We start from the raw sequence: 12,596 nt of genomic DNA on the forward strand, positions 1-12,596 counted from the left end.
AGTAATTATCAGTAACACTAAAAATAAAAGGTAAGTCTCTCGACTTACCTTTTTAATGAATAAATTTATTTGGCTTTACCTTGGTTTGCTACCGCTGCTTGTTTAGCTGCGATTTCATCAGCATTACCTAAGTAGTAATGTTTAACAACTTTCATGTTGTCATCAAATTCATAAACTAATGGTACGCCAGTTGGAATGTTAACATCGATAATGTCATCATCACTGATATTGTCTAAATGCTTAACTAGAGCACGAAGAGAGTTACCGTGAGCTGCAATAATAACACGTTCACCTTTTGCAACACGTGGTGCAATAGTTGATTCCCAGTAAGGAAGTACACGTTTAATTGTTAATGCTAAGCTTTCAGTTAATGGTAATTCTGATTCTGGTAATTTGCTGTATCGTGAATCGTGACCAGGGAAGCGCTCATCTGATTTTTCAAGTGCAGGAGGAGTGATAGCAAAACCACGACGCCATAATTTAACTTGATCATCACCATATTTAGCAGCAGTTTCTGCTTTATTTAAACCTTGTAACGCACCATAATGACGTTCGTTTAATTTCCAGTTCTTTTCAACCGGTAACCATGCTTGATCAACTTCATCAAGGATGTGCCATAATGTATGAATAGCACGTTTTAAAACTGAAGTATATGCATAGTCAAATGTAAAGCCTTCTTGTTTTAGTAATTTACCTGCTTCAGCAGCTTCTTTGTTACCTTTGTCAGATAAATCAACATCAGTCCAACCACAAAAACGGTTTTCTTGATTCCAAACGCTTTCTCCGTGACGAATAAGAACTAATTTTTTTACTGCCATGAATATAACTCCTTAGTTACGTAAAATAAAATGGTTAAATGAATTGGACTTTCGTTAAAAATGCACGTTTGATTAAGTGCATTTTTAACGTTTTAATCTTTTTAAACACTTATTATTTAGATAAGTATTTTAATGGATCGACTGATTGCGCTTTATAACGAATTTCAAAGTGTAGTCGTACTGATGAAGTTCCCGTTGCGCCCATTGTCGCTATTTGTTCACCAGCTCGAACATTTTGTTGTTCTTTAACCAAAATAGTTTGGTTATGCGCATATGCCGTTAAATAGTCATCATTGTGTTTTACAATGATTAAGTTACCATAACCTGGTAATGCATTACCAGAATAAACCACTCGACCATCTGCTGCTGCAACGACTTTAGCGCCTAATGAACCAGCAATATCTATACCTTTAGTGGCATTAGAGAATTTTTCAATGATCTTACCTTGTGCTGGCCATTGCCATGTAATATTGGCAACATTCGATGTTGAGCTAGATGGCGATGGCGATGTGGTTGAAGCCGGTTCAGTTACAGTTTCAGTAGTTTCAACTGTATTGGTTGGTTTATTAGTACCAGATGTAGTAGTTGTTGTAGTAGTTACTGTTGTTACAACTGGTTTTGTTGAACTAGTCTGAGCAGGAGTATTCGTTGATGTGGTTTTTTTAGTTTCAACGATCGTTGTGCCACCGCTAACATCAAGCACTTGACCTACACTTACAGCAAAAGGTTCTTTGATATTATTTTTAGCAGCTAATGCTCGATAATCATTACCGGTTACCCAAGCGATATAAAACAGTGTATCGCCTCGTTTGACGGTGTAAGTATCACCTTGATAGCCACCTTTTGGAATATCATTATAATCACGATTATAGACAATACGTTCATTTGATGTCACAACACCTTGACTAGTTGAACCGCTAGTCGAATTACGAGATGCTGGCGCCGATGGTGTATAAGTTGATGTAGATGATGGCGCTCGATTACCTTTGGAAATAATTTCAGGCGGTTTTGTGTAAACCGAGGAGGTAGAAGATCTCGATGAATCAGATATATCTTCGATATCAGCTGGATTTGTCTGCGTACAAGCAGAAATCATCAAACTTAAACAACTTAATGTGAGAATTTTTTTCACAATAACACCTTTCATTTATATATATAGTTTTAATACGAACATTTTATCGTTTTTATAACAAAAAGCTATTATATTAATTACCAGCAAGCTAAATCAATAAAATCACAGCTAAAATAGCATTTTTATTGCTTAAAAACTGTAAATTCGGCAAATTTTACAGTTTATGTTGCTTATTGTAAGTTATTTAGGCGATTTTTAGATGAAATCTGTCACCAGTATAAAATGATTGCTAAAATTTGGTTTAATAAATGCCCTATTATCCGTCTATGTTTCATTGATTAAGACTTTTTTCGGCACTAGGAGTATGTACATTAAATTTGGTATAGTATATTTAAGACTTAAAAATTTACAGTGATCCCAAAATAATGACTTTATATATTGTAGCAACACCTATTGGTAATTTAGATGATATTACCCTTCGCGCGATTAATACACTTAAGCAAGTTGACTTAATTGCGGCTGAAGATACCCGTCATAGTGGACTGCTTTTGCAACATTTGGGGATTAAAGCCAAATTGTTCGCCTTACATGATCATAATGAGCAAGAAAAATCACAACTATTAATTGAAAAACTTAAATCAGGATTATCAATAGCGTTAATATCTGATGCAGGCACACCATTAATTAATGACCCCGGTTATCATTTAGTGAAAGCTTGCCGTGAAAATAATATTAATGTAGTACCCATCCCTGGTGCATGTGCGGCCATTGCGGCACTCTCAGTGGCTGGATTACCTTCGGATAGATTTAGTTATGAGGGATTTTTACCGGCTAAAACAAAAGCACGACAAGATTATCTTACTACGTTAATTGATGAACCACGAACTATGATTTTTTACGAATCAACCCATCGACTTTTAGATACCTTGCATGATATGCAAACCATTTGGGGAAGCGATAGACAGATTGTGTTAGCTAAAGAGCTGACCAAAACATGGGAAACCATCGTCCATTTTTCCATAAAAGATCTGATTGAATGGTTAGAAGAAGATAGTAACCGACAAAAAGGCGAATTCGTTTTAATTGCCGAAGGTGTGAGTAAAACGGATGATGTGATTGATGCGAAAGCAATTAATACACTAAAACTGTTATTAAATGAGCTACCTTTAAAAAAAGCCGCTGCGATTACTGCTGAAATTTATGGACTGAAAAAAAATCAATTATATCAGCTCGGATTAACCTTTCAAAATTAGCTAACAATCATACTGTTAATAAAACTATTTTGAGATTAAGCAGAGTATCGTTTTAAGTGTTGATTTCGATCTTCTTATATCATCAGCATTAGCACAATTAGTGCAATTTAGTATATAATCAATGTTTAAGATTTTTATAACACAAGGTAATAAACAATATGGGATTTAAATGTGGAATTGTCGGTCTACCAAATGTGGGTAAATCAACGCTTTTTAATGCACTAACTAAAGCTGGGATTGAAGCGGCTAACTTTCCGTTTTGTACTATCGAACCTAATACAGGCGTAGTGCCAATGCCCGATCCGCGTTTAGATCAATTAGCGGAAATTGTTAAGCCGCAACGAACATTACCAACGACCATGGAATTTGTTGATATCGCAGGTTTAGTAAAAGGTGCATCTAAAGGTGAAGGACTTGGTAACCAATTCTTAGCTAATATTCGTGAAACCGAAGCCATTGGCCATGTTGTTCGTTGTTTTGAAAACGAAAACATTGTTCATGTTGCAGGTAAAATCGATCCAGCTGAAGATATCGAAATTATTAACACAGAACTTGCGTTAGCCGATCTTGAAGCCTGTGAACGCGCTATTACCCGTTTACAAAAACGAGCTAAAGGTGGTGATAAAGACGCTAAATATGAACTTGAGATTCTTGAAAAGTGCCTTCCTCACCTTGAACAAGGTAAAAAATTATTACTTTTAGATTTAAGTAAAGAAGAACTAGATGCGATTAAATATCTTAGTTTCTTAACGTTAAAACCAACTATGTACATCGCGAATGTCAATGAAGATGGTTTTGAAAACAATCCGTTTTTAGATAAAGTGAAAGCCATCGCTGAACAAGAAAAAGCAGTCGTAGTACCAGTTTGTGCAGCGATTGAGGCAGAACTTGCTGAGCTTGATGATGCTGATCGTGATGAATTTATGCAAGATCTTGGTTTAACCGAACCGGGTCTAAATAGAGTTATCCGCGCGGGTTATAGTTTACTTAACTTACAAACTTATTTTACTGCTGGCGTTAAGGAAGTTCGTGCTTGGACTATCTCGGTTGGTGATACTGCACCTCAAGCTGCGGGGAAAATTCACACCGATTTTGAAAAAGGATTTATCCGTGCACAAACCATTGCCTTTGATGATTTTATAAAATATGGTGGTGAACAAGGTGCTAAAGAAGCAGGAAAAATGCGTTCAGAAGGAAAAGATTATGTCGTGCAAGATGGCGATATTATGAATTTCTTATTTAATGTATAATCAAGTTTTAATGGGTGCAGTTTAATACCGCACCCTATTTATTTCAATTTTGTAAAATTAATAACTCGCCAATATCACTCTTCCCTGAATGGATAATCAATTATAAGGAGCTTCATTTATGTTATTAACCTTTGAGCAAGCTAAAAAAAATATACTTGAAGCATCATCATTATACAATCAACTTTCAAGTGAAAAAGTTGCATTATTTGACGCCTTAGATTGTGTTACTGCCGAACCGGTTATTTCTCCAATTAATGTACCAAGTTTTAACAATTCGGCTATGGATGGTTATGCGGTAAGGTTAGCTGATATCAATCAATCGAAATTATTACCTTTAGCCGGTACTATTTTTGCTGGAGATGATATTTCAAATCTGAATTGGCCTTCAGGGAGTTGCTTACGCATTATGACTGGCGCGCCTGTTCCTGAACAAGCTGATGCTGTGGTGATGCAAGAAGAGACAGAGCAAACAGAGTCAGGTATTAATTTTTTATTCGAGATTAAATTAGGTAGCAATATTCGTTGTATCGGCGAAGATGTTAAACAAGATTCGGTGGTGGTGACTAAAGGTACACGTTTAACCATTCCAACACTATCAAGTTTAGCCACGCTTGGTATAACTGAATTAGTCGTATATAAAAAAATAAAAGTCGCTATCTTTTCAACCGGAAATGAATTAACCGATATTGGTGACCCGCTAACAAACAAAAGTGCAATTTATGATAGTAATCGATTTACGCTAAAATTATTATTATCTAAATTAAATTGCCAAATTATCGATTTAGGTATTATTGCCGATGATCCGAACCGAATTAAGCAATCACTTGAAACAGCGTCTAAACTTGCTGATTTAGTGATTACCAGCGGTGGGGTTTCTGTTGGTGATGCAGATTATACAAAAACAGCTTTAGAAGCACTGGGTAAAATTAATTTCTGGAAAATTGCTATAAAACCCGGTAAGCCGTTTGCGTTTGGAAAGATAGGTGATGCGTTGTTTTGTGGATTACCCGGCAATCCTGTTTCGACATTGGTCACTTTCTATCAGTTAGTTCAGCCTTTGATTTTAGCACTGTCAGGAGAGCATTTAACCTCTAACAATCTGTCATTTAAAGTGAAAGCAGCAACGAATCTTAAAAAAAGTGTTGGCCGATTAGATTTTCAACGCGGTGTGTTGCAAGTTAATTCTGAAGGTGAGTTAGAAGTTGCTTCAACGGGTCAACAAGGCTCACATCTAACTCAGTCGTTTAATCATGCCAACTGCTTTATCATCCTTGAGCAAGAAAGAGGCAATGTTGCTAAAGGTGAATATGTGACAGTTGAGCTGTTTAATAATTTATTAAAATAGCGCAACTAAAACAGCACCTGCAGCAATCATGGCTACACCAATGGCAGAAAGAAATGAAATTTTTTCGCCAAAGATAATAACAGCAAAAATTACGGCAAAAACAACGCTAAGTTTATCAATCGGGGCAACTTGCGAGACTTTACCTTCTTTGATTGCCATGAAGTAGAATAACCAAGATAATGCCCCAGCAACTCCACTCAATGCGATAATAAGTAATGCTTTCTTATCGTTAAAGAACGTGTTAATTAGATTTAGCTTTCCTTGCACGGCAACCACGCCAACTAAAAAAATCGCCATAACAATAGCCCGTATTGCGGTTGCAGTATTGGCATCAAGGTGTTGTAAACCAATTTTACCTAAAATTGCAACACAGGCAGCGGTAATTGCAGATAGCAAAGCATAAACAAGCCAAGCGCTCATATTAATACCTATCTATCTGGAATAAATACTGTTGATTGTTTGAATTCTTTTGGCATTGTTCTGATTTATTCATCACTCCTCGGCAATCTTCAAGCACACCGTGAGCTTTTGACCAATGGTACTGTTTGCCTTCATCATTTTTACCACCACAAGCTGTTAAACTTAAACTTAGTGTCAGGCAAGTTAGTGCGATAATTACTGGTTTCATCATATCCCCTCGCAAATATTTCGTTATCTTATAATTTATTCATTATTCTAATGCATTATTAAACTGATTGATAGCAAAGCTATCACCTATTTTTATTACGTGAAAAGCACGTCCTTTCTTCAAAGAATTTAATAAAAACGGTGGTTCATCTAACGATTCATCAGCTAATTCAAAAGCTCCCCAATGAATGGCGATCGCTGATTGGCAATTTAATTCATCATACAGTTGCAATGCTTGTTGAGGGTCGATGTGCTGTGATTGCATAAACCAACGCGGTGCATATGCGCCGATGGGGATCAAGGCTAGATCGATTTGCTTAAACCTTTCGCCAATTTTCTTTAAACTGGTTGAATAGCCGGTATCGCCCATAAAGTAGATATTTTTTGATAACGGCGAGTCATCATTCTGCATTACCCAACCACACCATAATGATTTGTTGACATCAAAAGCACCACGATTACTCCAATGCTTTGCTGGTGTCGCAGTAAACGTTATTCCACCAATATTAGAAGATTGCCACCAGTCCAACTCAATAACTTGCTTCGCTCCCCATTTTAATAGTTTGGTTTTGAGCCCTAGGGGAACTAAAATAGTCATTTGTGGAAAACGTTTTACCAGTTGCCTTATACTATTAAAATCAAGATGGTCATAATGGCTATGCGATATCAAAACCACATCAATCGTTGGTAATTTATCGATAGTAATAGCGGGTTTGGTTCGTCGTTTGGGGCCAATAAATTGGAACGGCGAGACTCGGTTGGAAAAAACCGGATCGGTTAATATCCATTTATCATTAAGTCTTATTAACGTAGTTGAATGCCCTATCCACCAGACTCTATCACCTTCTAAATTTAAATCAATTGAGCTACACCAAGTTTGGTTAAATACTTGATATCCCGCTTTTGGAGGTAAGACTTTACGTTTAAGGCGCCAACGTAGCGCGTCAGTCAATTTAATTGAAAAAGGCTCACTATTTTCAAAAGCTGTATGATGTAAATTATCACTTTCGTTTTTTTTATTCATTAATTTGTTGAGTTAATTAATACTACGTTCAATAATCACAGCAACATTGCCTGCATTAGCAATCGCATCTGGTTTTGAAACTTTGATTTTTAACCATTGAACTGAAAATTGTTCAATAACTAACTGTGCAACGCGTTCAGCTACCGTTTCAATAAGCTCAAATTTATTTGCTTCAATAAATGATGTTATTGATTGTGAAACAACGAAATAGTCTAAGCAAAATTCTACATTATCACTCTTTCCTGCTGGCTTATTATCCCAAGCCATTTCTAAATCAAGGACTAGCTTCTGTTTGATGTTTTTTTCCCAATCATAAACACCAATTGTGGTATAAACTGTTAGAGATTCAATTAATACTCTATCTTTAATCGTTAATGTCATATTCAATTCCAAGCATTGATATTGTTTAAAATAGAGATTACCGAATCTTATTAAATTACGCTATAATTTATTTCAAATAATAGTGAATAAAAGATGATATGACTCGAATTTTTCAACCCTACACCATCAACCAAAATAGCTTAATTACCTTGGACGATAATGCTTTTAATCACCTGATCCGTGTATTAAGAATGAAGCCTGGCGAATCAGTGACGTTGTTTGACGGCTCTAACCAAATTACGCCAGCAGTGATCCATGAAGTAAACAAAAAAAACGTTGTTGTAAAAACAGCAACGACTGTTTTTGATGATCGAGAATCACCTTTAAACATTCATTTAGGCCAAGTTATTTCTCGTGGTGATAAAATGGAGTTTACTATTCAAAAATCAGTTGAATTAGGCGTGAGTACCATTACCCCACTACTTTCTGAACGCTGTGGCGTAAAGCTCGATCAAGAAAGGCTTGAAAAAAAGGTTCAACAATGGCAAAAAATTGTTATTTCTGCCTGTGAACAATGTGGGCGTAACATCATTCCTACCATAAACTCGGTAATGAAATTAGAAAATTGGTGTGCAAGTTTAACTGATAGCTTAAAACTCAACTTACATCCAAAAGCAGAAAAAGGCATAAATCAACTGTCGTCTGAGGATAAAAACATTAGTTTATTAATTGGACCAGAAGGTGGGCTATCTAACGAAGAAATTCAGATGACGCATCAATATCAGTTTACAGATATTTTACTCGGTCCACGAGTTTTACGAACTGAAACAGCTGCACTAACAGCTATAACCGCCCTTCAAGTTCGTTTAGGTGATTTAGGTTAATCATCCAAAATGAATGAGTTAACAATTGATTGCTTTGCTTATTAATCGGTAACGAGTATGATAGTTCAAAACTTGATTTTTATTGCTAAAACCACGCTCGGCCTTGTTTTCTCATAAGCGATATTTAATAGGTAGAAAAGTGTGCAAGTCATCAACAGCAAATTCAATGCAATCAGATAAAATCAGTAAGGAGTCAACATGATTAAACTTGGTATTGTTATGGACCCCATCAGCCATATCAAATTAAAAAAAGATACCAGCTTTGCTATGCTGCTTGAAGCACAAAAGCGAGGTTATCAACTCTATTATATGGAGATGAATGATCTGTTTTTACGTAATGGTGAAGCAAGTGCAACCACTCGTATACTAACAGTTCATAACAATAGTGAACATTGGTTTGATTTTGGTGACGAACAAACAATAGCATTAAGTGAACTCGATGTGATACTAATGCGTAAAGATCCGCCTTTTGATACCGAATTTATCTATGCGACTTATATTTTAGAACGCGCTGAAGATAAAGGCGTATTAGTGGTTAATAAGCCACAAAGCTTACGTGATTGTAATGAAAAATTATTTACTGCTTGGTTTGCTGATTTTACGCCGGAAACTTTAGTTACTCGCCAAACATCACAAATTAAGGCTTTCCACCAACAATTCCATGACATTATTTTAAAACCACTTGATGGTATGGGCGGTTCGTCAATTTTTAGAATCAAACAAGATGATCCCAATGTGTCTGTGATAATTGAAACACTTACCGAGCATAATACTCGTTACTGTATGGCGCAAAATTTTATCCCTGCAATAAAAGATGGTGATAAACGTATTTTAGTTGTCGATGGTGTTCCGGTTCCTTATTGTTTGGCGCGGATACCTCAAAAAGGTGAAACACGTGGAAACTTAGCCGCTGGCGGACATGGTGAAGTAAGAGCTTTAAGTGATAGTGATTGGAAAATTGCCAACAGTATTGGACCAACATTAAAACAAAAAGGACTTTTATTTGTCGGACTTGATGTAATTGGGGATAAATTAACTGAAATTAACGTCACTAGTCCAACTTGTGTACGAGAAATTGAAACTGCCCATCCAGATTTATCTATCACGGGGCTTTTGATGGACGCGATTGAATCAAGATTAAATAAGAAGAGTTAAAAAAATGATTAGAGAATACCAACCAAAAGATTTAGAAGCCATTATGAAGATATGGCTACAAGGTAATGAACAAGCTCACAACTTTATTGATCTTGAATTTTTTAAACAGAACTACGATATAGTTAAAATGTTGATTCCAATGTCAACTATCTATGTCCAAGATCTTAATGGCGTAGTAGGTTTTATAGGTTTAACTGAGAATTATATTTCTGGACTCTTTGTTGAAGAAGGTTTTCGTCATCAAGGAACCGGAGCTGCGCTAGTTGAAAAAGCAAAACAGCGTCACAATGAATTATTGGTACATGTGTATAAACAAAATAGTGATGCGATTAACTTTTACTTATCGCAGGATTTTGAAATTATTGGTGAATCAATTAATGAAGAAACCAATCATCCAGAAGTATTAATGCGTTGTAATGTAGAACATAAAGTCAAAATTGGTAAATGTGCATTATAATTTAACAACAATGTGAGCGTATGAATTTAAAAAATCATTTTATTATTGCAATGCCAACACTACATGATTCAGTATTTAGTCGTTCTGTGGTGTATATCTGTGAACATAATCGTGATGGTGCAATGGGTATTATTTTGAATAAGCCTATTATAGATCTCAATGTTGAAACCGTATTGTCCCGTCTTGAAATCACTGCCTCAAAAAGTTGTGCTGAACTTGAGCATCCAGTATTTTGTGGTGGACCACTTGCCGAGGAGCAAGGTTTTATTTTACACACGCCTCATAAGGGGTTTGCATCAAGTATACAGATTTCTGATGATGTGATGATAACCACATCACTTGACGCATTGAAATCGATTGGCTCTCCAGAACAACCAAAAGATATCTTTCTAGCACTGGGTTACTCAAGTTGGCAATCATTACAACTTGAAAGTGAAGTAGCCAAAAATGACTGGTTAGTTACCGAAGCTGATCCACAAATTATTTTTGAAGTGGCTATTGAGGATCGTTGGAAAAAAGCGGCTGAATCATTGGGCATTAATATCAGTACTATTTCTCACCAAATGGGTAATGCATAGACAATGGCAACTATTATTGCATTTGATTTTGGTACTGCAAGTATTGGTGCAGCTATTGGTCAGGATATCACAAAAACAGCTAACCCACTTTGTTCATTTAAAGCTCGTGATGGCATACCTAATTGGCAAGCGATTGAAAAAGTACTTAATGAATGGAAACCCGATTATTTAGTGGTTGGACTACCACTAAATATGGATGGCACAGAACAACCTTTAACCGCTAGAGCTCGCAAATTTGCTAACCGTTTGCATGGTATGTTTGGTTATCAAGTACATCTACAAGATGAACGATTATCCACAGTTGAGGCTAAATCACACATTTTTGCTTCACGTGGTTATCGGGCGCTTGAAAAAGGTCATGTTGATGCAACTTCTGCCATTATTATTTTAGAGAGTTGGTTTGAGAACAATGAATCTCTTTAATTAATAAGTTATTTTATTAATAATTAGTCGCCAATAAATTTCATCCTTGCTAAAATATCAAACAATTTTTCTACTGTAAGGACTGCTCCCGTGTCAAATAACAAATCTCTTAGCTATAAAGATGCCGGTGTCGATATCGATGCAGGCAATGAACTGGTAAATCGCATTAAATCTGTTGTAAAAGAGACCAAACGTCCTGAAGTTATGGGTGGACTAGGTGGTTTTGGTGCATTATGTGCAATTCCGCAAAAATATAAGCAACCTATTTTAGTATCAGGTACTGATGGTGTTGGCACAAAATTACGTCTGGCAATGGATTTAAACCGCCATGAATCAATTGGTATTGATTTAGTTGCAATGTGCGTTAATGATTTGATTGTTCAAGGTGCGGAGCCGTTATTCTTCTTAGATTACTATGCAACAGGTAAACTTAATGTTGATGTTGCAGCAACAGTCGTTACAGGTATCGCTGAAGGTTGTAAACAATCAGGCTGCGCTTTAGTTGGCGGTGAAACAGCTGAAATGCCAGGAATGTATCACGGTGATGATTATGACTTAGCCGGCTTTTGTGTTGGCGTAGTTGAAAAAGCAGAAATGATTGATGGGAGTAAAGTACAAGATGGTGACGCTTTAATTGCTCTTGCATCAAGTGGCGCCCACTCTAATGGCTACTCTTTAGTTCGAAAAATAATTGAAGTGAGTGGTGTAAATCCAGCTACTGAACAATTAGATGGAAAACCATTAGCTGATCATCTACTTGCTCCAACCAAAATTTATGTCAAATCTGTTCTCGATTTGATTTCCAAAATCGAAGTTCATGCAATTGCCCATATTACTGGTGGTGGCTTTTGGGAAAACATTCCTCGTGTTTTACCGGATAACACTCAAGCGATTATTGATGAATCAAGCTGGCAATGGCCGTCAATCTTCAATTGGTTACAACAAGCAGGTAATGTCAGTCGCCATGAAATGTATCGTACTTTCAACTGTGGCGTTGGTTTAATCATCGCTTTACCAAAACAGTTAGCTGACCAAGCCATCAATTTGCTTAATGAGCATGGTGAAAAAGCCTGGCTACTAGGTGAAATAAAAACATCATCATCAACTGAGCGTGTAATTATTAAATAATACTATTCGTTTATATTATCCAACCATTTGGATAATATAAACTTTTCATCCAATCAATACTATTGATACTACTCATTGGTAAACTTTCAAAAAATCTTCAACTTAAATAACTTGTCAAGTTAGCTTAATCATCAACTTTTGCAATTCGATTTACCAATGATAATTCGCTTGGTCATGATTAAAAACAGATAGTCATAACGGAAAAATTTAACACAAAAATAACTAAAAGCTATCTTACTTTCTGGTACAATAGTCAAAAAA

At 36.1% G+C, this 12,596-nt stretch carries 15 protein-coding genes; 9 read left to right on the top strand and 6 right to left on the bottom strand.

What is annotated here, in order from left to right; translation table 11 throughout:
• Positions 1 to 65: 65 nt before the first annotated feature.
• Positions 66 to 818 (bottom strand): 2,3-diphosphoglycerate-dependent phosphoglycerate mutase, encoded by a 753-nt coding sequence (gpmA, locus tag J3U23_RS05705; protein ID WP_065562634.1) that lies wholly within the window; start codon positions 816 to 818, stop codon positions 66 to 68.
• Between the two features lie 112 nt (positions 819 to 930).
• On the bottom strand, positions 931 to 1,950 hold the full coding sequence (gene nlpD, locus J3U23_RS05710) for a murein hydrolase activator NlpD (protein ID WP_255305724.1): 1,020 nt from the start codon (positions 1,948 to 1,950) through the stop codon (positions 931 to 933).
• Positions 1,951 to 2,315: 365 nt separating this feature from the next.
• On the opposite strand from nlpD, the gene rsmI reads away from it, so the two are divergent.
• The 3 genes from rsmI (at position 2,316) to moeA (ending at position 5,738) form a co-directional block, all read left to right on the top strand.
• On the top strand, positions 2,316 to 3,143 hold the full coding sequence (gene rsmI, locus J3U23_RS05715; RefSeq protein ID WP_267330722.1) for a 16S rRNA (cytidine(1402)-2'-O)-methyltransferase: 828 nt from the start codon (positions 2,316 to 2,318) through the stop codon (positions 3,141 to 3,143).
• Positions 3,144 to 3,301: 158 nt separating this feature from the next.
• A complete protein-coding gene (gene ychF, locus J3U23_RS05720) occupies positions 3,302 to 4,393 on the top strand; it encodes a redox-regulated ATPase YchF (protein ID WP_065562637.1) in 1,092 nt (363 codons plus the stop codon).
• A 118-nt stretch (positions 4,394 to 4,511) separates the two neighbouring features.
• Complete coding sequence (gene moeA / locus J3U23_RS05725; protein WP_267338758.1) at positions 4,512 to 5,738, top strand: molybdopterin molybdotransferase MoeA; 1,227 nt, start codon at positions 4,512 to 4,514, stop codon at positions 5,736 to 5,738.
• Here moeA and J3U23_RS05730 read toward each other — a convergent pair.
• Genes J3U23_RS05730 through folB form a run of 4 tightly spaced genes read right to left on the bottom strand, consistent with a single transcriptional unit; the run spans position 5,730 to position 7,770 of the window.
• The gene (locus J3U23_RS05730) at positions 5,730 to 6,158 is read right to left on the bottom strand and encodes an EamA family transporter (RefSeq protein WP_065562639.1); all 429 of its coding nucleotides are present in this window, start codon (positions 6,156 to 6,158) and stop codon (positions 5,730 to 5,732) included. The two genes, moeA and J3U23_RS05730, sit on opposite strands and share 9 nt — an antisense overlap.
• A 1-nt stretch (position 6,159) precedes the next feature.
• Complete coding sequence (locus J3U23_RS05735; RefSeq protein WP_065562640.1) at positions 6,160 to 6,366, bottom strand: hypothetical protein; 207 nt, start codon at positions 6,364 to 6,366, stop codon at positions 6,160 to 6,162.
• Positions 6,367 to 6,408: 42 nt separating this feature from the next.
• Positions 6,409 to 7,389, bottom strand: a complete 981-nt coding sequence (locus J3U23_RS05740) for an MBL fold metallo-hydrolase (RefSeq protein ID WP_267338759.1) — start codon at positions 7,387 to 7,389, stop codon at positions 6,409 to 6,411.
• A gap of 12 nt (positions 7,390 to 7,401) precedes the next feature.
• A complete protein-coding gene (gene folB / locus J3U23_RS05745) occupies positions 7,402 to 7,770 on the bottom strand; it encodes a dihydroneopterin aldolase (RefSeq protein ID WP_065562642.1) in 369 nt (122 codons plus the stop codon).
• Positions 7,771 to 7,868: 98 nt separating this feature from the next.
• Between folB and rsmE the strand changes: the two genes are divergently transcribed.
• From rsmE to purM, 6 genes are all read left to right on the top strand, one after another.
• Complete coding sequence (rsmE, locus tag J3U23_RS05750; RefSeq protein ID WP_065562643.1) at positions 7,869 to 8,594, top strand: 16S rRNA (uracil(1498)-N(3))-methyltransferase; 726 nt, start codon at positions 7,869 to 7,871, stop codon at positions 8,592 to 8,594.
• Between the two features lie 198 nt (positions 8,595 to 8,792).
• Positions 8,793 to 9,749, top strand: a complete 957-nt coding sequence (gene gshB / locus J3U23_RS05755) for a glutathione synthase (protein ID WP_267330718.1) — start codon at positions 8,793 to 8,795, stop codon at positions 9,747 to 9,749.
• Between the two features lie 4 nt (positions 9,750 to 9,753).
• Positions 9,754 to 10,206, top strand: coding sequence for a GNAT family N-acetyltransferase (locus tag J3U23_RS05760; RefSeq protein ID WP_065562645.1), 453 nt, complete (start codon positions 9,754 to 9,756; stop codon positions 10,204 to 10,206).
• Between the two features lie 20 nt (positions 10,207 to 10,226).
• Entirely contained in the window at positions 10,227 to 10,784 is a 558-nt protein-coding gene (locus J3U23_RS05765; protein ID WP_065562646.1) for a YqgE/AlgH family protein, read from the top strand.
• 3 nt (positions 10,785 to 10,787) lie between these two features.
• A complete protein-coding gene (ruvX, locus tag J3U23_RS05770) occupies positions 10,788 to 11,207 on the top strand; it encodes a Holliday junction resolvase RuvX (protein WP_065562647.1) in 420 nt (139 codons plus the stop codon).
• 90 nt (positions 11,208 to 11,297) lie between these two features.
• Entirely contained in the window at positions 11,298 to 12,335 is a 1,038-nt protein-coding gene (gene purM / locus J3U23_RS05775; RefSeq protein ID WP_267338760.1) for a phosphoribosylformylglycinamidine cyclo-ligase, read from the top strand.
• Positions 12,336 to 12,596 lie beyond the last annotated feature (261 nt).

The organism is Gilliamella sp. B3367 (genome assembly GCF_026536825.1).
GTDB classification, from domain to species: domain Bacteria; phylum Pseudomonadota; class Gammaproteobacteria; order Enterobacterales; family Orbaceae; genus Gilliamella; species Gilliamella apicola_E.

Coding starts and splice junctions, on each gene's coding strand:
- gshB (WP_267330718.1), top strand. CDS start 8,793: ATGATTAAACTTGGTATTGTTATGGACCCCATCAGCCATATCAAATTA.
- J3U23_RS05740 (WP_267338759.1), bottom strand. CDS start 7,389: ATGAATAAAAAAAACGAAAGTGATAATTTACATCATACAGCTTTTGAA.
- gpmA (WP_065562634.1), bottom strand. CDS start 818: ATGGCAGTAAAAAAATTAGTTCTTATTCGTCACGGAGAAAGCGTTTGG.
- ychF (WP_065562637.1), top strand. CDS start 3,302: ATGGGATTTAAATGTGGAATTGTCGGTCTACCAAATGTGGGTAAATCA.
- folB (WP_065562642.1), bottom strand. CDS start 7,770: ATGACATTAACGATTAAAGATAGAGTATTAATTGAATCTCTAACAGTT.
- rsmE (WP_065562643.1), top strand. CDS start 7,869: ATGACTCGAATTTTTCAACCCTACACCATCAACCAAAATAGCTTAATT.
- ruvX (WP_065562647.1), top strand. CDS start 10,788: ATGGCAACTATTATTGCATTTGATTTTGGTACTGCAAGTATTGGTGCA.
- rsmI (WP_267330722.1), top strand. CDS start 2,316: ATGACTTTATATATTGTAGCAACACCTATTGGTAATTTAGATGATATT.
- J3U23_RS05735 (WP_065562640.1), bottom strand. CDS start 6,366: ATGAAACCAGTAATTATCGCACTAACTTGCCTGACACTAAGTTTAAGT.
- moeA (WP_267338758.1), top strand. CDS start 4,512: ATGTTATTAACCTTTGAGCAAGCTAAAAAAAATATACTTGAAGCATCA.
- J3U23_RS05760 (WP_065562645.1), top strand. CDS start 9,754: ATGATTAGAGAATACCAACCAAAAGATTTAGAAGCCATTATGAAGATA.
- J3U23_RS05730 (WP_065562639.1), bottom strand. CDS start 6,158: ATGAGCGCTTGGCTTGTTTATGCTTTGCTATCTGCAATTACCGCTGCC.
- J3U23_RS05765 (WP_065562646.1), top strand. CDS start 10,227: ATGAATTTAAAAAATCATTTTATTATTGCAATGCCAACACTACATGAT.